Raw genomic sequence first — 20059 nt, 5'->3', positions numbered from 1 at the left:
GGTCCCACCGATGTACGGGTCCCACCGAAGAACTCCCGAAGAAAAGGAGGTGAGGCATGTCCATCACGATCCGCCCGTACCAGGAGGGCGACGCGCACGACATCGCGGCGCTCTACAACCGCCACCGCGACAACCCCAACCCGGTAGCGGGCGGCATCACCGGTGACGAGCTGGAGCGCGAACTGGCCGAACGCGACACGGGAACGTTCCTCGTGGCCGTGGACGGCGGGCGTGTGGTGGGCACCTTCGGCCTGTTCCACAACACCGGCCGACGCTCCGCCCGCGCCGGTGAGCTCATCGCCGACATGTTCTTCGTCGCCCCCGCCTACCGCAACGGAGTCATCACCGGCCGGCTGTTCACGGAGGCCGTCGAGTGGATGGTGCAGTCCGGCTGCCTCGTGCTCCGGCTCACCGTCAACCCGGCCAACAGCGTCGCGTTCAAGCTGTACCGGCGCGTCGGCTGCGTCTCCGTGGGCCAGACCGTGCCCGGCGAGGACGGCAACGTCGAACTGCACAACTACATCCCGCTGGTCCTGCGCAGCGTGTTCGCGGACCTGGGTCCGGAGGTCAGGTCGGCCCTGGGCGGACTGAACAGCTTCGGCACGGTCACCGAGGCCCGGGACGACGAACTGCGCTCCGACGTCCGACTGGTGGACGGCGTCCGCACGGTCGACTACCACCTGGCGCTGGGCGAGTTCCGGATCACCGCGAGCGTCGACGTCGACCGCGGCGTCGTACGCGAGGCGGAGGTCACCGGACCCGACGGCACCGGCCGCGCGCTGCGGCTCACCGAACCGCCGTACCACGTGCGCGCACCGCGGCGGCCGGAGCCGCACCGGTTCGGCTCCGGCGGGCTGACCTGCGAGGTGGACGGCGACGACGGCACGCTGTCGGTGCTGGCCGAAGGACACCACGGGCCGCTGTTCGTCTCCACCTGGCCCAGCTGCCGGGCCGACCGCCCGGCCGGCTGGCGCGAGGGCGAGCCCCGCGACCTGGACGTCGTCCCCGTCGACAACGGGGTCCGGATCACCGAGCGGTGCGGCGACGACGAGGTCGTCGGCACGGTCACCCTCACCGAGGGAACCCTGCGGCAGGACTTCGCCTTCACCCGCCGCCCCGGCCGGATCTTCCAGACGGTCGGACTGCGGCAGGGCGCCTTCGTCGACCCGGACGGCGAGCGCCACCCGATCGGCCTCGGCCTCGGCGTCCGCGACGCCTCGGAGGCGGTCGCCGCCTCCCAGGCGGTCCCGGCCGGCACCGAGCTCGCCTGGCAGGGAACGTCATGGGGCATCGGGCTGCCGGTCCGCGAGCCGGTCCGGCTGATCCACAGCGCCCTGCTGGAGCGCGGCCTGGCGGCCGGTCCGGACGGAGTCGCCCGACTGCGGACCGACTTCCGCCCGGCGGACGCGGGGACCGGCACGGCGACCCACGTAGGGACCGATGCGGGGACCGACGCGGGGGCTGCCCCGCGGACCGGCGTGGCGACCGACGCCGTACGGCCGGTCCATAGCGACCCGAAGCCGGGCGCCGTCCGTCGGCTGGAGCTGACCGCCTCCGCCGCCGGAGTCACCTCGTGGAAGGAGGGCGCCACCAAGGTCCTGCGCAGCCCGTACCCGCGCACCCGGGTCTTCGGCTACAACCCCCGCTGGTCGGCAGGCATGTGGGTCACCGCCGAGAACAGCCGGTTCGGCCGCGCGAGCGGTCTCGGCTGGGGCGTGCGACCGGCCGCCTGGGAGGAGAAGCACCCGCTCGGCCTGTACGCCCCGCGTGAGCGGATCGGCTGGGAGCTGACCGCCCCCGAGGACACCGCCGAGCCGGTCCGGGCCGACATCCAGGCCCCGGACAGCGAGGAGGAGATCGTCCTCTGGCTCACCCCGAACACCTCGCGCGAGACCACCGTGGTGCTCGACTCGGCCGGCACCCGATGGGAGCTCGGCTCGGCCGGCTTCCGCCAGATCTGGGCCACCGCCGCCACCGTACGACTCGCCGACGGCAGCTGGCTCGACTGCCGGCCCGCCGAGGGCGCCTGCGCGCAGGCGGAGATCGTCCTGCGCACGACCCCTTCCGGTCTGCTGATCGGCTGCGTGTCCCCGGCCCGCCGGCCGAGCGCCTGGCAGCTGGCCGTGCACAGCGGACCCACCCGTTCCTGAACCACCGTCACTCAGCTCTGACCACTGTCATTCGAGAGGAAACCGCACACCATGACCACCACCACCGTCTCCGCCCTCCGTACCGCCTCGGACGACTACGCCACCGTGCGCACCACCATCGGCGCCTACCGGATCGACGCCCCGCTGGTCCGCGTCTCCGGCGACGAGCGGCTGTCGCTGCTCGACCAGTTCCTGGCCAAGTCGGGCGACTTCGTCGAGCCGGACTCGGTCCGCGAGGTGCTGGCCCTGAACGCCGACGGCACCCCGTTCGCGATCCTGCTGCACTTCGAGATCGGCGAGGACGCCTGGCTGCTGCCGCGCACCGGGGTGAGCGCCGACGAGCTGCGCGGCTACCTCGACGGGCTGGACGTCCCCGAGGGAGTCGAGGTCGACGTCGAGCCGGAGGGCTGGGCCGCCACGGCGTTCGAGGGCCCGACGGCCTGGTCGGTCGCGGCGCGCTTCGTCGACTTCGACATCTCGGGCCTGACCCTGCACGCCGTCACCGAGTCCGCGCTGCCCGACGACCCGGCCGCCCTCGCGCACCTGGCCCGCGTCGGCACCACCGGCGAGTACGGGTACCTGCTCATCAGCAACGCCCCCGAGGCCGCGCACCGGGCCGTGCTCGCCGCGGTTCAGGAGGAGGGCGGCTCCCCGGTCGGCGCCGAGGGCCTCGCCCGGGTCCAGGCCGAGGCCGGCATGGCCGTCTACGCCGCCGGTTTCGCCGGCCTCTCGGTCGACGAGTCCGACCTGGCCTGGATGATCGACTGGAACCGGATCGGCGAGTTCCGCGGCTCCGACGACCTGGTCAGGCCCACCGCCGAGACCGCCCGCCTGACCGCCCTGGCCGCCCCCGCGGACAGCCGGTTCACGGCCGGCACGCAGGTGACCGCGGGCGGCCGGGAGATCGGCACGGTCCTGTGGCAGGCGCCCTCCGCCAACCCGGAGGAGGAGCTCGTCCTCGCCCTCCTGGACGCCCCGTTCTGGGTCTCCGGCCTCGAACTGGCCGCCAAGGACGAGCAGGCCGCCGAACGCCCGCTGCGCACCGTGACCCTGCCCCGTGTCATCGCCCGCTCCCTCACCACCCGGATCGCCTGATGTCCACGCCGAGAATCGCCCTGACGGGCCTGGGACTGATCACCGGTGCCGGTGACGACGTCGAGAAGAGCTGGTCGTCCATCGCGGCCGGGACCTCCGGCATCCGCACCAACACCCTCATGGACACGTCCGAGCTGCTGACCGAGTGGGCCGGCATGGTCACCGGCGAGCAGCCGGCCGACGTCGACCGCTGCTACGGCCTCGCCGCCACCGCCATCCGGGAGGCCCTGGAGAGCAGCGGGCTCGACCTGGACACCGTCGACCGGGACCGGGTCGCGGTCGTGGTCGGCTCCAGCCTCGGCGCCATGCCGACGCTGGAGAGGGTCCACGCGGACCTCGTCCACGAGGGGAAGCTGGACGCGGAGCGGGCGGCCGCCGTCCAACTGCCCTGCGTCGGCGACTACATCGCCGCCGAGTTCGACCTGCGCGGCCCGCGCGTGGTCCTGTCCAACGCCTGCGCGGCCAGCGCCGTCGCCCTCGGCTACGCGGCCGAGCTGCTGTGGAAGGGGGACGTCGACCACGTCATCTGCGGCGGCGTCGACCCCCTCGCCTCGCTCTCGGCGTACGGGTTCAGCGCCCTGGGCGCGCTCGACCCGGAGCCGTGCTCGCCGATGTCCGCGTCCACGGGCCTGACCCTCGGGGAGGGGGCCGGGTTCATGGTCCTGGAGTCGGCGGACCGCGCCGCCTCCCGGGGCGCCCGCGTCCTGGCCGAGCTGGGCGGCTACGGCCTCTCCTGCGACGGCTACCACCAGACCGCCCCCGACCCGAGCGGCAAGGGGGCCTGCGCCGCCATGGCCCAGGCCCTGGACACGGCGGGTCTGACCCCTGGGGACGTCGACTACCTCAACCTGCACGGCACCGGCACCCCGGCGAACGACGCCTCGGAACCGAAGGCCGTGAAGCTGCTGTTCGGCGCCTCGGTGCCGCCGGCCAGCTCCACCAAATCGATCCTCGGCCACACCCTCGGGGCTGCCGGGGCGGTCGAGGCGGTCGTCAGCACGCTGGCCATCGACCGCGGCACCCTGCCGCCGACCGTCAACACCCGGGGCGTGGCCCAGCCGTTCGGCCTGGACGTGATCCCGGACACCGGTCGCGCCGGGGCCCGCCCCGAGGTGGTCATCTCCAACTCCTTCGCCTTCGGCGGCAACAACGCCTCCGTGGTCCTCAACCGGCCGGGCCGCCCGAGCTCGGCCCCGCGCCGCACCGAGCAGGTCCACGAGGTCGTCGTCACCGGAGTGGCGGGGCTGGCGGGCGGCGCGGGCAACACCGCCGACCTGGTGGCCGCACTCGACGCCGGCCGCGCCTGCTTCACCGCCACCGAACACGTCGAGGGCGTGGGCGGGGTGCTGGTCGGCCGGGTGGACGTCAAGTCAGCCGCCCGGGGCATCAACCCGAGCCGGGCCCGCCGCATGGACCCGCTCAGCCTGCTGGCCGCCGCCGCGGTCGCCGACCTCTACGGCCGGCACGGCAAGCCCTCGCGGGCCGAGGCCGAGGGCACGGGCATCGTCTTCGCCACCGGCTACGGGCCGGTCACCTCGGTCCTCCAGTTCCACAAGGGCGTCCTGCAACAGGGCATCAGCGGCGCCAACCCGGCCCTGTTCGCCAACACGGTCGTCAACGCGGCGGCCGGCCATGTGGCGATGCTGCACCGCTACCGCGGCTACACCGCGACGATCGCCAACGGCGGCACGAGTTCCGTCCTGGCCCTCCAGCTCGCCGCCCGGGTCATCGCGCGCGGCATGGCGGACCGGATCATGGTCGTGATCGCCGACGAGTTCCCCGAGCAGGCCCTGGCCACCCAGGCCGGCCTCCCCGGTTACGCGCGCTCCGGGCCGGTGGTCCCGGGCGGCCGCAGCGGCATGGTGCTCAGCGAAGGAGCTGCGGCCGTCCTCCTGGAGAGCGAGCGGTCGGCCTCGTCCCGGGGCGCGGACGTCCTGGCGAAGGTGCGCGGTTACGGCGCCTCCGGCGAGTCGGCCGGCATCGGCCGCATCGGCCGCGACGGCGAGGCCTGGGCCCGGGCCCTGCGCGGCGCGATGGCCGAGGCCCAGGTCACGCCCGACGAGATCGACACCGTGGTCTCGGCGGCCTCCGGCTACAGCCTGGTGGACACCGCCCAGTCCCGGGCCCTGAGACTGGCGGGCCTCCACGGCCGTCCGACGATCACCCCCAAGGCCCTGCTGGGGGAGACCTACGGCAGCGCGGGCGCCCTGGGCCTGGTGGCGGCGCTGACCGCCCCGACCCGGCGGGGCAGGCTCCTGCTCTCCAGCTTCGCCTACGGCGGCAGCTACGCGGCGGCCGTGTTCGACACGGAGGCGTGATGGGGGCGCTGCTGGGGCTGGTGATGGATCCGGTCGTGCGGGGCGCGGCGCGGCCGGCCCCGATCGACTGCCTGGTCACCCACCACGCTCACCTTCCCCGTGACCACATGGGCTACCGTCTCAACGCCTCCGGCCGCTCGCTGATCATCGAGGCCGTCGCCCGGGTGTACGGCCTCGACATCGGCGTCCGGGACCTCACGAGGGACGTCCACAAGCGCTGGCACATCCCGGCCCACCACCTCACCGCCTCGGTCGCGCACTGCGACGGCTACAGCGCCGTGGCCCTGTCGGCCGGTCCGGTGCACCTCGGGGTGGACCTCCAGGACGAGCGGGACCGCCCGGCCGCCATGCGCTGGCTCGGCACCCTGCTCGGCCGCCGGCAGCCCGCCGAGATCCGGGACTTCGCCGAGTGCGAGGCGCTCATCAAGGCCTCGCACCTCACCAAGGAGACCTTCGCCGGGGTCCGGCTGCCCGCGTGGCGGCCGGGCTGGCGGCCCACCAACGTGGGTGCGTACCAGGTGAGTTCCACGACCGTGGCCCCGGCGATGCACCTGGCGCTCGTGGCCGACGCCCCCGCCCCCGTCCGTCTGCACACCCCGACCCAGGAGCCGGCATGACAGCCACGGCGGCCGCTGTACGGCCCTACACCCGCCGTATCTCGCCGATCGAACGCGGCTATCTGAACGCCGCGGCCACCGGCACCCCGCAGCTGATCCAGATGATCGTCGAGGGCGAGGGCCGCATCGACCCCGACGCGCTGCGCGACGCGGTACGGTCCGCCACCCTCGCGAGCCCCGGCCTCGCGGTGCGCCGCCGCGGCGCCGGCTGGCGCGCCGACGGCCCGCTCCCGCCGGTCGTCGAACTTCCCGGCGACGACGGCTTCGACGCCCCGTTCTTCCACCGCGACCTGGACGTCGTCACCGGCCCGGTCTGCGAGGTCGGGCTCGTCGAGGGGCAGTCGACCCAGGGGCCGTCGACCCGGCTGGTCGTCCGGGCCAGTCACATCGTCACCGACGGCCGCGGGCTCCGGCAGTGGATCGCCGACGTGTTCCGGGTGCTGCGCGGCGAGGAGCCGGTCGGCGCCGCGTCCGTCGTCGACGACGCCCACTTCCGGACGGCCGCCGGGAAGGTGCCGCCCGCCGAGCCGCCCGCCCGGCTGGAGGGCCTGCCCGCGATCCTCGGCGACGGACCGGCCGACGGCGCCCCGCTGTGGATACGGCGCCGGGTGCGGGCGGCACCGTCGGCGGTCACCGCCCGGGTGGCCGCCGCCCTCTCCCGCCGGCTGGCCGGCAAGACGGGCCGGCTGATCGTGCCGGTCGACCTGCGCCGCCACGACCGCACGGTCCGCTCCACCGCCAACCTCACCTCCCGGCTGGTGCTGGACCTGCACCGGGACGACAGCTGGAAGCGGCTGCACGGCCAGGTCGTCCGTGCCCTGCTCGACAAGCGCGAGGTGGCCGCGCTGGAGGGGGACTTCCTGCGCAGCAACCCCTTCGCCAACTCGCTGCGCGAGGCCCGGGAACTGGACGGCACCCGGTTCCCGTGCACGGCGATCATCTCCGACCACGGCCGGATCGACACCGCCGAACTGCGCACCGACCGGTTCCGGCCGACCGGCTTCTCCACGCTGCCGATGCTCGTGCCCTACGCCGAGATGTTCCTGAGCACCTGCCAGGTCGGCGACGACACCGAACTGACCCTGTCGTGCCGCAGCCGCCCCGGCGCACGCGAGGCGGCCGGGGCGGTCCTCGACGACATCGAGCAAGCCCTGACCACCCCACGCTGACCCACACCACCTGCCCCGAACCGACCGGCGCCACCTGTCCCGGCCCACCGACCTGTCGACCTCATCGCCCTGCTAAGGACGCCACCCATGGCATTGACCGAACAGACCAAAGAGGACGCGCCGAGCCCTCCGAGAGCCGCTTCCGGACCCACCGTCGTCACGATGGCCGTGGCCGTCACCGGCGGCTTCCTCGCCCTGCTCGACACCACCATCGTCAACGTGTCCCTGCACGAGACCACGGCCAGGTTCGGCTCGATCGGCCAGGTCCAGTGGGTGGTGACCACCTATCTGATGGCGCTGGCCGCCACCATGCCGGCCACCGGCTGGCTGGCCACCCGGTTCGGCGTGCGGCGCGTCTTCGCCGCCGCGACCCTCCTGTTCGCGCTCGGCTCGGCGGCCTGCGCGGCCAGCCAGACCCTGCCCGAGCTGATCGCCGCCCGCGGGATCGCCGGCGCCGCCGCCGGTGTCCTCACCCCGGTGTCGACGATCCTGCTCACCAGCGGCGTGCCCCGCGAACACCTGGGCCGGGTCCAGTCGTTGAACGGCAGCGTCATGCTGATCAGCCCGCTGCTCGGCCCGACGATCGGCGGCCTCCTGGTCGAGGCCGGGGGATGGTCCGCGGTCTACGTCGTCAACGTCCCGCTGTGCGCCGCCCTGTTCCTCGTCACCCTGCGCCGGGTCCGCAAGGACCCCCCGAGGGAGGGTGCCGCCAAGCCGCTGGACGTGATCGGCCTGGTGTCCTCGGCCGCCTGCACGGTGTGCACCGTACTGGCCGTCCACGAGTTCTCCGACCACGCCCTCGACGGGCGGGCCGCCTTCCTGGTCCCGCTGGCCCTCGCCGTGGCGAGCGGCGCCGTGTTCGTCGTACGGGAGCTGCGCGCGGCCCACCCGCTGCTCGACGTGCGCCTGTTCGCCCACCGCGTCTACCGGACGGCCGCGATCAACATCTTCTGCCTGGGCTTCGTCCTCTACTCGCCGATGATGCTCATCCCGCTCTACTTCGAGACCGCCCGCGGCGAGACGGCCGTGACGACCGGCCTGCTGATGTCCACGGGCGGCCTCGGCGTGGTCAGCGCGGTCTGGCTGTGCCGGGTGCTGATGAAGCGGCTGGGCGGTGGCGGCACCGTCGTCGTCGGCATCACCCTGACGATGCTGGCGACCGTGCCGCTGACCACGCTGTCCTCGGACACGTCGTACGTGCTGCTGTGCGCGAGCCTGGTGGTGCGGGGCCTGGGCACCGGACTGACGATCGTGCCGGCGATGACCCGGGCCTTCCAGTCGATCCGCCCGCAGTCCATCCCGGACGCCTCCTCCCAGCTCAACCTGATCCAGCGGATCGGCGGCACGGTGGCCCTCGCCGTGGTCACGGTGGTCCTGGAGCAGGCGGCCCGGCAGCGCCACGGACTGGTGCCCGGCGCCTTCGCGCACTCCTTCACCTGGGTCCTCGCGATCTACGCCGTCACCCTGCTCCCCGCCCTGGCCCTGCTCCTCGCCGACCGCAAGGAGACCCGCGCCGGCGCGGCGCACGCGTGACCGTACGGGCCCTGTCGCCGCACCTCCGCCCGTCCCCGCCCTGGGCGCGGCGGGCGGGAATGCGACGACGGGGCCCGAGGCGACCGCCCGGTATGGCGCGCTCGTGCCCGTGCCCGGTGTTCAGCGTGAGGAGGGCAGCCAGCCGTCCTGGACGGCGTGCACCCCCGCCTCGAAGCGGCTGCGGGCGTCCAGGCGTTCCATCAGCGTGGCGGCGGTGCGCCGGGCCGTGCGCGGGGAGACCCCGAGGCGCTTGGCGATGGCCTCGTCGGTGTAGCCCTGGGCGAGCATCTTCAGCACGGCGCGCTCCTGCGGCGGCATGCCCCTCGCCTCGCACTTCGGCGTACTCCCCAGTGCTGTCGCGGTGTTCCACACGCCCTCGAAGAGCGCGCACAGGGCCGCGACCGTCCCCGCCCCGCTCAGCACCACCCCGCCGACCCGGGCGTCGCTCGTGTCGACCGGCAGCACCGCCTTGCACCGGTCGAAGATGATCATCCGGACCGGCAGTTCGGGCACGGTACGGACCTGTCCGCCGCGGGAGTGCAGCCAGCCGACGTGGTCCAGCGTGGGCTGGTGGTTGCGCACGCTGTCGAGATAGACCGTCCGCATCCGCACCCCGCGGTCGAGCAGGGTGGAGTTGGGGGCACGGCTGGCCTGGAGGTCCTCGGCCCGGTGCGCGCCGCCCGGCGCGAACGTGGCGACCTCGACCTGGGCCGACTGGGCCAGTTCCGCGAGCCGTTCCCGGATCGCCTCCAGACCGTCCAGCTGCTCGGAATCGCTGTCGATGCCCCGTGGCCGTAGCGAGGAGCATTCGGCGATCAGTTGCGCGGCCGCCGCCCTGGATCTCTCCACGCGCATCTGCTGCGCCGCCAACTCCGCCTGCTGGCGCGCGAGCAGCACCTCCATGGCGGTCTCCGGGCCGACCGCCCGGAACCCTATGCCCTGCCGGGCCGATGGCTGGATCAGCGCGAGTTCGCTGAGCCGGTCCAGACCCGCGCGAACCCGTTCCTCCGGTAGCCCGAGTCGGGACACGAGGACGATGATGCCCTCCAGTGGATTGGCCAGCATCCACCGGTAGATGGCTTCTGCCTCGGCATCCAGTCCCAGAACCTCCAACATGATGCAGTCCCCCTGTTGCTGTCACACACTGCACACACTGTGTTCGAAACTTAGTGCCCCCGAGCTTACTGACCTTGAACTGCGGATGGCGGCTCGGCTGCACGGAGGACGGTTCCGGCCAATCGCTCGGCTTTCAACCACCCGTGGTGCCAGAGTGAGGACCGCGGCACATCCCGGCCGGCGCGAGACATCTCCCGGCCCATTCGCGGACTGCCGCCGGCGCCCCCTCCGCATGACGCTTTGTGCCATGGCACAAAGCGTCCATCGTGAGCCGGTCCACCACCACTGAACAGCACCGAAGATGAAGTCATGTATCTCATCCACGTGCGCCTGCGCGCCCCTGCCGAGGCATCCGCCCGGCCTGATCTGGCGGCGATCATTTCCTCGTACGCAGAGGAAAGCGACGGACTGGAACACGTCTCCGTGCACGCGCACGCCGGCGAGGGCCTCACGCTGGGCCTTTTCCTCCTCGCCGGCTCTCTCGCCGCGGCCGAGGACACCGCCGCGCGACTGTCGCGGCGAGCCGTGGAACACCATCCGGACCTGCTCGGCTACGGCGTCGTGACCTCCGGGGCCGTCCTGGTGCCCGGTCCCTGGTGGGACCTGTGAGCCCGGCGTTTCCCCAGGTCGGGGTGGACGGGATAGGACGCTGCACATTCCGTCCAGCCGTCCGCTGTTCCCTCCGGCCCGCGGGCCGAGCAGAGTTGAGCCATCGGCGGAACGAAAGCCGCCGAAGAGTTCACCGCAGAGTCCGCTGAAGACTCCGGAGGAATTCACTCCGGAAATCCGCTCACTCAATCGAGGAGAAAATCCATGCAGGGCACCCGTGTCTCCAAAATCGTCGCCGCCGTGCTCATCGTTCTCGGCGGAATGGCGATGACGGTGACCGTCACGGATTCTCCGAAGAACATCACGCACGCCGTCGAGAGCGACCTCCGCACCACCGCGGGCGACCACACCGACGGCGACGTCACCTGGGGCCCCTGAACATTCACGGGGGCATGTGCTGAACCGAGTTGAAAGACATCGGGGGACAGAAGAAATGGAATTCCTGGTCCTGGGATCCCTGGAACTGCGTGAGTCGGGCATCCCGATCCGCGTCCGGGGCATGCGGCAACAGCGGCTCCTCGCCCTGCTGCTCCTGCACGCCAACCGGGTCGTTCCGATGGACGCGTTGGTGGACGAGCTGTGGGAGGACCCGCCGCCGTCGGCCCGTCCGCAGGTGCACAACGCGATCCGCGACCTGCGCCGCATCCTCTCCGCGTCGGACGGGACCAGCCTGGTCACCGTGGACGTCGGCTACCGCCTGGTCGTACCCGAGGACGCCGTGGACGCGCACCAGTTCGCCGGCCGGGTGCGCGCGGCCAAGGCGGCGGAGCGCGAGAACCGGTACGCCGAGGCCGTCCGGCTGCTCCAGTCGGCGGTGGACCTCTGGCGCGGCGAGGCCTTCGCCGGCATCCAGTGCCCGACGGTCTCCGGCGCCGCGGTGAAGCTCGCCGAGCAGCGGCTGACCGCCGTGGAGGATCTCGTCGCCCTGCGCCTGAAGCTCGGCGAGACCGGCTCCCTCGTCGGGGAACTGCACGCGCTGATCGCGGAGTACCCGCTGCGCGAGGCCCTGCGCGGCAGCCTGATGATCGCCCTGTGCCGCAGCGGCCGGCAGGCCGACGCCCTCGCGGTCTACGACGAGGGCCGGCGCTTCCTGGTGGACGAGCTCGGCCTGGAGCCGAGCCCCCGGCTGCGCGCCCTGCACGCGGAGATCCTCGCCGACTCCCCGGACCTGCACGGCTCGGGCGGACCCGCCCTCTCGGCGGCCGGCGCCGAGCCGCCCGACGACCGCCGGACGGGACCGTCCGCGCCGCCCGGGAACGGCAGGCACTACCTGCCCCACGACCTCACCGACTTCACCGGCCGTACCGAGGAGTTGGCCACGCTGTCGGCCTTCGCCGCGCAGGAGCCGGGCGGCTCCCCCGTGATGGTGGCGATCGACGGCATGGGCGGGGTCGGCAAGACGACGCTGGCCGTGCGCCTCGCCCACCGGGTCACCGAGCTCTATCCGGACGGGCAGTACTTCATCAACCTGCACGGCTTCAGCGCCACCCGGTCGCCGGTGCCGACCGAGCAGGCGCTCGCCGTCCTCCTGCAGACGAGCGGTCTGGCCGCCGAGGAGATCCCGCCCAGCCTGGAGGAGCGCAGCGCCCTGTGGCGCGCGCGCCTGGCGGGCCGCCGCTGCCTGGTCGTCCTCGACGACGCGGCGGACACCGCCCACGTCACTCCCCTGCTGCCGGGCACCGGGGGGACCCTGGTGCTGGTGACCAGCCGGCGCAAGCTCACCGCCCTGGACGGCGCGCTGCCGCTCTGCCTCGACGTGCTGCCGCCCGCCGACGCCGTGACGCTGTTCCGGCGGATCGTCGGAGAGCCCCGCGCGCGGCGTGAGCCGGCGCAGGTCGCGCGGGCCGTCGAGCTGTGCGGCCGGCTGCCGTTGGCCCTGCGCATCGCCGCGACCCGGCTGCGCGACCGTCCGGCGTGGGCCGTCGCCGACCTCGTCGAGCGGCTCGCGCACCCGGCGCAGCGGGCCCGCTGTCTCCAGACCGCCGACCGCGACCTCATGGCCGTGCTTCGGGTGTCCTACGACCATCTGAGCGCGCCCGAGAGGCGGTTCAGCCGGCTCATCAGCCTCCAGCCGTCCGCCTCCTACGACATCGCGCACGCGGCCCTCGTCACGGGTCTGCCGGCCGGGGACGTGGAGCACCACTTCGACGCGCTGATCGAGAACAACCTGATCCGGGAGGACACCCCGGCCCGGTTCTCCTTCCACAGCCTGATCCGGGACTGCACCAGGGAGCTGCTCGTCGAGGAGGCGGGCGCGGCCGCCTGAACGGAATCTCCGTTCCGTCCGTGCTGGTGGGGCGCTTACGATGCGCGCAGTCGTACAACTGCCTGAACCGTCTGAACCAGGAGCACGGTACTCGTGTCCATACCCCCGCCTCCCGGGCCGCACCAGCCCCAGGACCCGTACCAGCCTCCGCAGCCGCAGCCGCAGGGCCCGTACCCGCAGGACCCGTTCGCCGCACCCTCGCAGGACCCGTACGCCCAGGGGCCGCAGGGGCCGCAGGGTCCGATGGGCCCGGGTCCGACGGGGCCCTACCCGCAGGCCCCGTATCCGCAGGGCCCGTACCAGCAGGCCCCGTACCCGCAGGCTCCGTACGGCGCGGTGCCCTACCCCGTCTGGGGTCAGGGGTACAGCCCCTACGGCCGGCCCTCGCCGGTCAACGGCGTGGCCATCGCCGCCCTCGTCCTGGGCCTCCTCTGCTTCCTGCCGGGCGTCGGGCTGCTCCTCGGGATCATCGCCCTGGTGCAGATCAGGAAGCGGGGGGAGCGCGGCAAGGCGATGGCGGTCGCGGGCACGGTCCTGTCCTCGGTCGGACTCGCGGTGTGGGTCCTCGCGCTGTCCACGGGCGGCGCCTCCGACTTCTGGGACGGCTTCAAGGAGGGTGCGACCGGCAACTCCAGCTTCGCGCTCGCCAAGGGCGACTGCTTCGACGTGCCGGGGGAGACCTTCGACGAGGACGTCTACGACGTCGACGAGGTGGCCTGCTCCGGTGAGCACGACGCCGAGGTGTTCGCCACGGTCCCGCTGTCCGGCGACAGCTTCCCGGGCGACGACCACGTCACGGACGTGGCCGACGACAAGTGCTACACGCTCCAGGACGCCTACGCGATGGACCCCTGGGCGCTGACCGACGAGGTGGACATCTACTACCTCACGCCCACCGCCGACAGTTGGAGCTGGGGCGACCGCGAGATCACCTGCGTCTTCGCCAACGTGGACGAGAAGGGCACCCTGACCGGTTCGCTGCGCGCCGACGCGTCGACGCTCGACCCCGACCAGTTCGCCTTCCTCGAGGCGATGGCCGCCGTCGACAAGGCGCTCTTCGAGGAGCCGGAGGAGTACGCCGAGGAGGACCTCGCGAGCAACCGCGCCTGGGCCGGTGACACCGGCGAGGTGACCGGCAATCAGGCGGACCAGCTGGGCTCCCACCTCTGGATGACGCCGGCCCGGGAAAAGCCCCTGGCCGTCCTGGCGAAGGACATGGAGGACGCGGCCGACGAGTGGGCGGCGGCGAAGAAGGCCACCACCGCCGACGGCTTCTACGAGCACTACGACAAGGCGTACGCGTACGTCGACGGCGCCACCACCGTCACCGCCCGCAAGGCTCTGGGCCTGGCCACCACCCCGCCGACCTACGACGAGGACTCCGACAGCGGGAGCGGCGGCACGGGCGGGGGCGACAGCGACAGCGGTCTGGATGTGTGATCGCGTCCATAGCGGGGAGAAAGTGCCTGGGTAAAGGGTTACCCAGCCGCATGTCATCACATCGAGTGATTCTCTGGCCTTTGCTTGCATGGTACAACCCACGGTTGCCAGGCTGTAGCTGTCTGTACAACCTGATGGGAGTGGCCAGTGACATTCGGTGAGCAGCCGGCGTATCTGCGTGTCGCGGGTGATCTGCGCAAGAAGATCTCCGACGGGTCACTGCCACCGCACACCCGGCTCCCCTCCCAGGCGAGAATCCGCGAGGAGTACGGGGTCTCCGACACCGTCGCCCTCGAGGCGCGCAAGGTGCTGATGGCCGAGGGGCTGGTCGAGGGCCGCTCCGGTTCGGGCACCTATGTGCGCGAGCGGCCCGTGCCGCGCCGGATCGCCCGCTCCGGCTACCGCCCCGTCAGCGGTGCCACGCCGTTCCGGCAGGAGCAGGCCGAGGCGCACACCCGGGGGACGTGGGAGTCCAGCAGCGAGCAGGTCGAGGCGGGCGTCTCCGTCGCCGAGCGGCTCGGCATCGCGGCCGGCGACCGCGTGATGTGCACCAGGTACGTCTTCCGGGAGGCCGGTGAGGCGATGATGCTCTCCACCTCCTGGGAGCCCCTCGCCGTCACCGGCCGCACCCCCGTCATGCTGCCCGAGGAGGGCCCGCTCGGCGGCATGGGCGTCGTCGAGCGGATGCGCGGCATCGACGTGATCGTCGACAACGTCACGGAGGAGGTCGGCGCCCGTCCCGGGCTCGCCGAGGAACTCCTCTCCCTCGGAGGCGTTCCGGGGCATGTCGTCCTGGTCGTCCAGCGCACGTACTACGCCTCGGGCCGCCCGGTCGAGACGGCCGACGTGGTGATCCCGGCCGACCGTTACCGGGTCGCCTACCACCTGCCGGTGAAGTAGCCGCCGGAGTGCGCCGGGAGCGTCTTCCGGCGCACGGGGCGAGGACCGCTCTCCGGTGGGGTGGGTGAAGGGGCGGGGGCGGGGTGTCGTCCGGGGCGCTAGCGCATTCGCCCGGGCGGCGCACACCCTTCCGGCAGTTGCCCCCGGTATCCGCCTGCCGCAGGTCCGCCCGCGCGCCGTCGGAATCCGGTCGTTTCCGGTTGTTCCCGCAGGTCGACCCATAGGTGCCCGACACCCCGCCGACCGGACGCATCGCGACGCGCGCACGGCGCGTTCGGTCCCGTGCGCCCCCTGCGTCTTGGCTGGTTGCGTACCTCTTTGTGCAAAGTCGTGTTCGGTGCGTAAAGGTAAGGCGTACGCTCGGGCATATGCGGATTGCGGTTTCCTTAGAGGGCGGGGCGCGAGGCGTGTCGCGGACGGGATCCGAGCGGGCCGGGGCGAGAAGGGGGAGTGGGGGGCGATGAACGACAGCACCATCTCTCTGCCCTGGCTCGTCATACGACAGGACGACAACGGCAATCGCTACCGCGTGGGCAGGTACGCGACCCGGGCCGAGGCCCAGAAGATCGCGGACAGCCTCGACAGTCGCGGACACAAGCAGCTCTACTGGGTCGAGCGCATCGGCCAGGGCCAGGCGCAGGCCCAGGTGCAGAACGGGGACGGCACCCGGAACTGACGCTCCGTGCGGTCCCGTAGGCTCCGGCGCATGACGGAACGGACCGTGGTGGTGGGAGCCGCCCTGCTCGACGCCGGCCGCCTGCTGGCCGCGCGCCGCAGCGCACCCCCCGAACTCGCCGGGCGCTGGGAGTTGCCCGGCGGCAAGGTCGAGGAGGGGGAGGCGCCCGAGGCGGCCCTCGTGCGCGAACTGCGCGAGGAACTCGGCGTCGAGGCCGAGACCGTCGAGCGCGTCCCCGGTGAGTGGCCGCTCAGGCCGCCCTACGTCCTCCAGGTGTGGACCGCCCGCCTGCGCCCCGGCTCCGCCGCTCCCGAGCCCCTCCAGGACCATGACGCGCTGCGCTGGCTCACCCCGGCCGAGATCTGGGACGTCGACTGGCTGGACCAGGACGTGCCCGCGGTCCGCGAAACCCTCTCCAAACTCGGCACCGAGGCCCGCTGACCCGAGACCCACCCGCCCAGGATGCCGCTGCCGGGCTGCCGGGCTGCCGGGCTGCCGAACTGCCGAACTGGGGCCGCCGGGCCGCCGAACTGCGGGGCCGCAGGGTTGGCGACCCGCGGGGTGCGCGGCTGTGGGGGTGCCGACCCGCGCGGCTGCGTGGTTGTGGGGCTGCCGAACCGTGTGGATGCCCGACCGGGGGCGCGTCCCGTGGCGTCCGGCCGATCCGGGGGCGCTTCGGCCGGGAGGCGGGCCGCCGCGTACGCCGTTCGTGCCACAGTGCGCCCTGCTGTGCGGTACTGCCTCCCGAATATCGGGTATGTGGCCATTAACCCCACGAAACCGGACATGGGTGTACTCGCTGGCCCGGGAAGTGATCGGCGTGATCGACACCGACGGAGACTGCGCCGAGTGGACGTTCCCCGCGGACCCCGGTGCGGTGCGCACCGCCCGCCACGCCGTCCGCGGCCAGCTGCACGTCTGGGGACTCGACAGCCTGAGCGACATCGCGGCGCTGCTGGTCAGTGAGCTGGTCACCAACGCCCTGCGGCACGCGACCGGCCCCATCGGCCTCCGTCTGGTCCGCCCCGCCGGACTGCCGGGCGTCCTGCTGGTCGAGGTCTCCGACCCGCTGCCCGACCCGCCCCGCGAACGGGTCGCCCGGCCCGAGGACGAGAGCGGGCGCGGACTGCAGCTGGTGGCCTCCTCCTCACGCCGCTGGGGCACCCGGCCCGGGAACACCGGCAAGACGGTGTGGTTCGAACTCGCGGTGCCGGGTTGACGGGGCGTCTCGCGGGGATGAGCCGGTGTACAGCGGGCCTCGCGGTGTCGCCCGTTCGGTTCCGGTCTCCGACCGGTCCCGGAAGAGGTGGTTCGACGACGTGTCCGCTGGTTAGAAGACTGGAAGTGTTGTCGCGGGACGGGCCAAAAAACGCCTGGACCGTGCTGTGATCGTGAACACCGTGTCGTGCGGACCCGTAGTGCTGGATACTGCGGGCAGCCGCCGCCGGTGACCGGTGCCGGACGCGGTGAGCTGGAGGGGACGGTTCGCGTGAGCGAGATACCAGCGAAGGCCACGGAGTCCGAGGACCCGTCGGGCGGCGCGAGGGCGAAGGCCGCGAGTGCGCTCGCAGGCGATGCCGCGCACGGCCTCGCCGACGGCCCGGGCGAGGCGGCGACGCCCGGTGACGCCATGTGGCAGAGCAGTCCGCCCGGCTCGATCTACGACTACATCAAGGTCGCCTCCTTCTCGATCGGCCCCGACGGCCTCGTCGACCAGTGGAGCCTGCGCGCCGAGCAGATCTTCGGCATCCCCGCCGACCGGGCCGTCGGCATGGACCCCATCGACGCGTTCATCGACCCTGAACTGCGCGAACGCGGCCAGCGCAAGATGGCCGAGATCCTCGACGGGCGGGAGTGGACCGGCGTGGTCCCCTTCCGGATGCCGGACCCGGTGCCCGGCGGCGGACGCGGCGAGACGGGTCTCGCCGAGGTCTACGTCATGCCGACGCGCAGCGCGGACGGCGAGAAGGCCGCCGTGTGCATCGTCGTCGACGTCCGCACGCTCCGCAGCATCGAGACCGACCTCGCCGCCTCGCAGGCCATTTTCGGCCAATCCCCGTTCGGCTTTCTGCTGATCGACCCCGACCTGCGGGTCCGCCGGGCGAACCACCGGTTCGCCTCGATCTTCGGCGGCACCCCCGACGACCACCACGGCAAGGGCGTCCACGACTACCTGCCGCGGCCCGAGGCCGACCGGGTCAGCGCGACCCTGCGCAGGGTCCTCGAGACCGGCGACTCCATCACCGACATGCACGTCACCGGATACGTGCCGGGCTCCGACGAGCGCCGGCACTGGTCGATCAACCTCTACCGCGTGCACAGCGGCACCGGCCGGCCCATCGGCGTCGCGTGGCTCGGCACCGACATCACCGCCCGCCGCGCCGCCGCCCGCGAGGCCGCCGCGGCCCGGCGCAATCTCGCCCTGCTGAACGAGGCGGGCGCCCGCATAGGGAACTCCCTCGACCTGGAGACGACCGCGCGCGAACTCCTCGACGTCGTCGTGCCCGGCTTCTGCGATCTCGCCACCGTGGACCTCTACCAGGGCCTCCTGGCCGGTGACGAGACCCCGCCCGGCCTCGCCGACGGCAGCGCCGAACTGCGCCGGGTCGCCTTCGCCTCCGCCGTCTCCGACGCCCCCTTCCCCGGTGCCGGCGCGCCCGTCGCGGTCGGCGCGGTCCACCACTTCCCGTTCAACTCGCCCTGCGCGGACGCCCTGCGCACCGCCCGCCCGCAGGCCATCCCCGGCGAGGAGGGCGGCCTCGTGCAGTCCACCCTCGCCGTCCCGATGGTCGCCCACGACACCGTCGTCGGCCTCGCGCAGTTCTCCCGTACGAAGGGCAGCGAGCCGTTCGGCGACCGGGACCGCGATCTGGCCGTGGAGCTGGCGGCGCGGGCCGCGGTCTGTATCGACAACGCGCGCCTGTACCGGCGGGAGCACGAACGGGCGTTGATACTGCAACGGTCGCTGCTGCCGCCCGGGGACCCGGTGGCCTCGGGCCTGGACATCGCCTGCCGCTACCTCCCCGGCAACGTCTCCATGGGCCGCCCAAGCGAGGTCGGCGGCGACTGGTTCGACGTCATCGAACTGCCCGGTCACCGCACGGCGCTGGTGGTGGGCGACGTGATGGGCCGCGGTCTGCGGGCGGCGGTCGCGATGGGCGAACTGCGCACGGCCGTCCGGACGCTGGCGCTGCTGGACCTGGAACCGGCCGAGGTCCTCTCCGCGCTGGACGAGATCGCGCGCGGCCTCGGCACCCCCGGAGGCGTCCAGCAGGCCACCCGGGCCGCCCGCCGCCCCCGCGAGGCCGACCTGTCCGAGGTGTACCTCGCGACCTGTGTGTACGCGGTCTACGACTCGGTGACCCGGCGCTGCACCTTCGCCAACGCGGGCCATCTGCCCCCGGTGCTCGTCGAACCCGGGGAGCCGGCGCTGATGCTCGACGTGCCGCCCGGCATGCCGCTCGGCGTGGGCGGCGAGCCCTTCGAGGAGGTGGAGGTCGAACTCCCCGAAGGCGCCCTGCTGGCGCTCTACACGGATGGACTGGTCGAATCGCGCGACCATCCGCTGGACGAGGGCCTCAACGCGTTCGTGGGGGCTCTCACCGACCCCTCCGCGCCTCTCGAGGACGTCTGCGACCACGTCCTCAACACCCTCGATTCGCACCACGGCGAGGACGACATCGCGCTGCTGATGGCACGCGTGCAGGGCCTGCCCGTCGACTCGGTCGGCGACTGGACCCTGCCGCGCGAACCGCGCAGTGTGGGACGGGCCCGGGAGCACGCCCGCGGCCAGTTGCTGTCCTGGGGTCTCGAACCCCTGGTCGACACGACGGAACTGCTGGTCAGTGAGCTGGTCACCAACGCGCTGCGGTACGGCGAGGGCGAGATCAGACTCCGGCTGCTCCTCGACCGCACGCTGGTGTGCGAGGTCTGGGACGCGGGCCTCGTCCAGCCGCGCCGCCGCCGTGCCCGGGACACCGACGAGGGCGGTCGGGGCCTCCAGCTCGTGGGCCTGCTGTCGGCGGCCTGGGGCTCGCGCCGTACCCCGCGCGGCAAGACGGTGTGGTTCGAACTTCCGCTACCGGACGGCGAGACGGTTCTGGCCGACCCGGCGGAGGCCTTGCTGAGCCTGTTCTGACCCGTTCTGGCCGGGCCCGAACCTGTTCCGCG

Annotated in this window: 16 protein-coding genes; 15 read left to right on the top strand and 1 reads right to left on the bottom strand. The window is 72.9% G+C overall.

The genetic code is table 11. From position 1 onward, the window contains the following. The first annotated feature begins 56 nt into the window (after positions 1-56). The 6 genes from ACIRPU_RS28535 to ACIRPU_RS28510 all read left to right on the top strand — a co-directional run bounded on the left by ACIRPU_RS28535 (position 57) and on the right by ACIRPU_RS28510 (position 8882). Complete coding sequence (locus ACIRPU_RS28535) at positions 57-2150, top strand: GNAT family N-acetyltransferase (RefSeq protein WP_403872248.1); 2094 nt, start codon at positions 57-59, stop codon at positions 2148-2150. A 51-nt stretch (positions 2151-2201) separates the two neighbouring features. After that, positions 2202-3245 (top strand): aminomethyl transferase family protein, encoded by a 1044-nt coding sequence (locus ACIRPU_RS28530; RefSeq protein WP_403872246.1) that lies wholly within the window; start codon positions 2202-2204, stop codon positions 3243-3245. After that, entirely contained in the window at positions 3245-5563 is a 2319-nt protein-coding gene (locus ACIRPU_RS28525) for a beta-ketoacyl synthase N-terminal-like domain-containing protein (RefSeq protein WP_403872244.1), read from the top strand. Before ACIRPU_RS28530 ends, ACIRPU_RS28525 begins: the two co-directional genes overlap by 1 nt. Continuing rightward, positions 5563-6180, top strand: a complete 618-nt coding sequence (locus ACIRPU_RS28520) for a hypothetical protein (protein WP_403872242.1) — start codon at positions 5563-5565, stop codon at positions 6178-6180. The genes ACIRPU_RS28525 and ACIRPU_RS28520 overlap by 1 nt, the downstream gene beginning before the upstream one ends. Then, positions 6177-7349 carry a hypothetical protein gene (locus tag ACIRPU_RS28515; protein ID WP_403872240.1) on the top strand — a complete coding sequence of 391 codons (1173 nt, stop codon included), beginning with the start codon at positions 6177-6179 and terminating at the stop codon, positions 7347-7349. Before ACIRPU_RS28520 ends, ACIRPU_RS28515 begins: the two co-directional genes overlap by 4 nt. Before the next feature lie 87 nt (positions 7350-7436). Beyond that, positions 7437-8882, top strand: a complete 1446-nt coding sequence (locus tag ACIRPU_RS28510) for a DHA2 family efflux MFS transporter permease subunit (protein ID WP_403872238.1) — start codon at positions 7437-7439, stop codon at positions 8880-8882. Positions 8883-9002: 120 nt separating this feature from the next. Here the strand turns inward: ACIRPU_RS28510 and ACIRPU_RS28505 are convergent, their stop codons facing one another. Next, on the bottom strand, positions 9003-9998 hold the full coding sequence (locus ACIRPU_RS28505; RefSeq protein ID WP_355707510.1) for a helix-turn-helix transcriptional regulator: 996 nt from the start codon (positions 9996-9998) through the stop codon (positions 9003-9005). A 309-nt stretch (positions 9999-10307) separates the two neighbouring features. Between ACIRPU_RS28505 and ACIRPU_RS28500 the strand changes: the two genes are divergently transcribed. The 9 genes from ACIRPU_RS28500 (at position 10308) to ACIRPU_RS28460 (ending at position 20027) form a co-directional block, all read left to right on the top strand. After that, positions 10308-10607 carry a hypothetical protein gene (locus ACIRPU_RS28500; protein ID WP_355707512.1) on the top strand — a complete coding sequence of 100 codons (300 nt, stop codon included), beginning with the start codon at positions 10308-10310 and terminating at the stop codon, positions 10605-10607. A gap of 204 nt (positions 10608-10811) precedes the next feature. Next, positions 10812-10985 carry a hypothetical protein gene (locus ACIRPU_RS28495; RefSeq protein ID WP_403872235.1) on the top strand — a complete coding sequence of 58 codons (174 nt, stop codon included), beginning with the start codon at positions 10812-10814 and terminating at the stop codon, positions 10983-10985. 55 nt (positions 10986-11040) lie between these two features. Next, complete coding sequence (locus tag ACIRPU_RS28490; RefSeq protein ID WP_403872233.1) at positions 11041-12873, top strand: BTAD domain-containing putative transcriptional regulator; 1833 nt, start codon at positions 11041-11043, stop codon at positions 12871-12873. Positions 12874-12966: 93 nt separating this feature from the next. Then, positions 12967-14313, top strand: coding sequence for a DUF4190 domain-containing protein (locus ACIRPU_RS28485; RefSeq protein WP_403872231.1), 1347 nt, complete (start codon positions 12967-12969; stop codon positions 14311-14313). A gap of 147 nt (positions 14314-14460) precedes the next feature. Then, a complete protein-coding gene (locus tag ACIRPU_RS28480; protein ID WP_403872229.1) occupies positions 14461-15213 on the top strand; it encodes a GntR family transcriptional regulator in 753 nt (250 codons plus the stop codon). Between the two features lie 460 nt (positions 15214-15673). Continuing rightward, positions 15674-15889: an SPOR domain-containing protein gene (locus tag ACIRPU_RS28475; RefSeq protein WP_403872227.1), complete on the top strand. Its 216-nt coding sequence runs from the start codon at positions 15674-15676 to the stop codon at positions 15887-15889. Between the two features lie 30 nt (positions 15890-15919). Then, positions 15920-16330, top strand: a complete 411-nt coding sequence (locus ACIRPU_RS28470) for a (deoxy)nucleoside triphosphate pyrophosphohydrolase (protein ID WP_403872225.1) — start codon at positions 15920-15922, stop codon at positions 16328-16330. A gap of 349 nt (positions 16331-16679) precedes the next feature. Further along, on the top strand, positions 16680-17108 hold the full coding sequence (locus ACIRPU_RS28465; RefSeq protein WP_403872223.1) for an ATP-binding protein: 429 nt from the start codon (positions 16680-16682) through the stop codon (positions 17106-17108). 270 nt (positions 17109-17378) lie between these two features. Continuing rightward, the gene (locus ACIRPU_RS28460) at positions 17379-20027 is read left to right on the top strand and encodes a SpoIIE family protein phosphatase (RefSeq protein ID WP_403872221.1); all 2649 of its coding nucleotides are present in this window, start codon (positions 17379-17381) and stop codon (positions 20025-20027) included. Positions 20028-20059: the final 32 nt, after the last annotated feature.

Origin of the sequence: Streptomyces sp. NPDC102259 (assembly GCF_044766465.1) — a bacterium.
GTDB lineage: Bacteria > Actinomycetota > Actinomycetes > Streptomycetales > Streptomycetaceae > Streptomyces.
Note: the sequence above shows the minus strand (reverse complement) of the source record. Positions and strands in the feature narration are given on the sequence as shown.

What these genes read in the sequence shown, in the direction of transcription:
- ACIRPU_RS28520 (WP_403872242.1), top strand. Translation starts at nt 5,563, where the DNA reads ATGGGGGCGCTGCTGGGGCTGGTGATGGATCCGGTCGTGCGGGGCGCG.
- ACIRPU_RS28500 (WP_355707512.1), top strand. Translation starts at nt 10,308, where the DNA reads ATGTATCTCATCCACGTGCGCCTGCGCGCCCCTGCCGAGGCATCCGCC.
- ACIRPU_RS28475 (WP_403872227.1), top strand. Translation starts at nt 15,674, where the DNA reads ATGAACGACAGCACCATCTCTCTGCCCTGGCTCGTCATACGACAGGAC.
- ACIRPU_RS28515 (WP_403872240.1), top strand. Translation starts at nt 6,177, where the DNA reads ATGACAGCCACGGCGGCCGCTGTACGGCCCTACACCCGCCGTATCTCG.
- ACIRPU_RS28535 (WP_403872248.1), top strand. Translation starts at nt 57, where the DNA reads ATGTCCATCACGATCCGCCCGTACCAGGAGGGCGACGCGCACGACATC.
- ACIRPU_RS28510 (WP_403872238.1), top strand. Translation starts at nt 7,437, where the DNA reads ATGGCATTGACCGAACAGACCAAAGAGGACGCGCCGAGCCCTCCGAGA.
- ACIRPU_RS28470 (WP_403872225.1), top strand. Translation starts at nt 15,920, where the DNA reads ATGACGGAACGGACCGTGGTGGTGGGAGCCGCCCTGCTCGACGCCGGC.
- ACIRPU_RS28505 (WP_355707510.1), bottom strand. Translation starts at nt 9,998, where the DNA reads ATGTTGGAGGTTCTGGGACTGGATGCCGAGGCAGAAGCCATCTACCGG.
- ACIRPU_RS28525 (WP_403872244.1), top strand. Translation starts at nt 3,245, where the DNA reads ATGTCCACGCCGAGAATCGCCCTGACGGGCCTGGGACTGATCACCGGT.
- ACIRPU_RS28490 (WP_403872233.1), top strand. Translation starts at nt 11,041, where the DNA reads ATGGAATTCCTGGTCCTGGGATCCCTGGAACTGCGTGAGTCGGGCATC.
- ACIRPU_RS28530 (WP_403872246.1), top strand. Translation starts at nt 2,202, where the DNA reads ATGACCACCACCACCGTCTCCGCCCTCCGTACCGCCTCGGACGACTAC.
- ACIRPU_RS28495 (WP_403872235.1), top strand. Translation starts at nt 10,812, where the DNA reads ATGCAGGGCACCCGTGTCTCCAAAATCGTCGCCGCCGTGCTCATCGTT.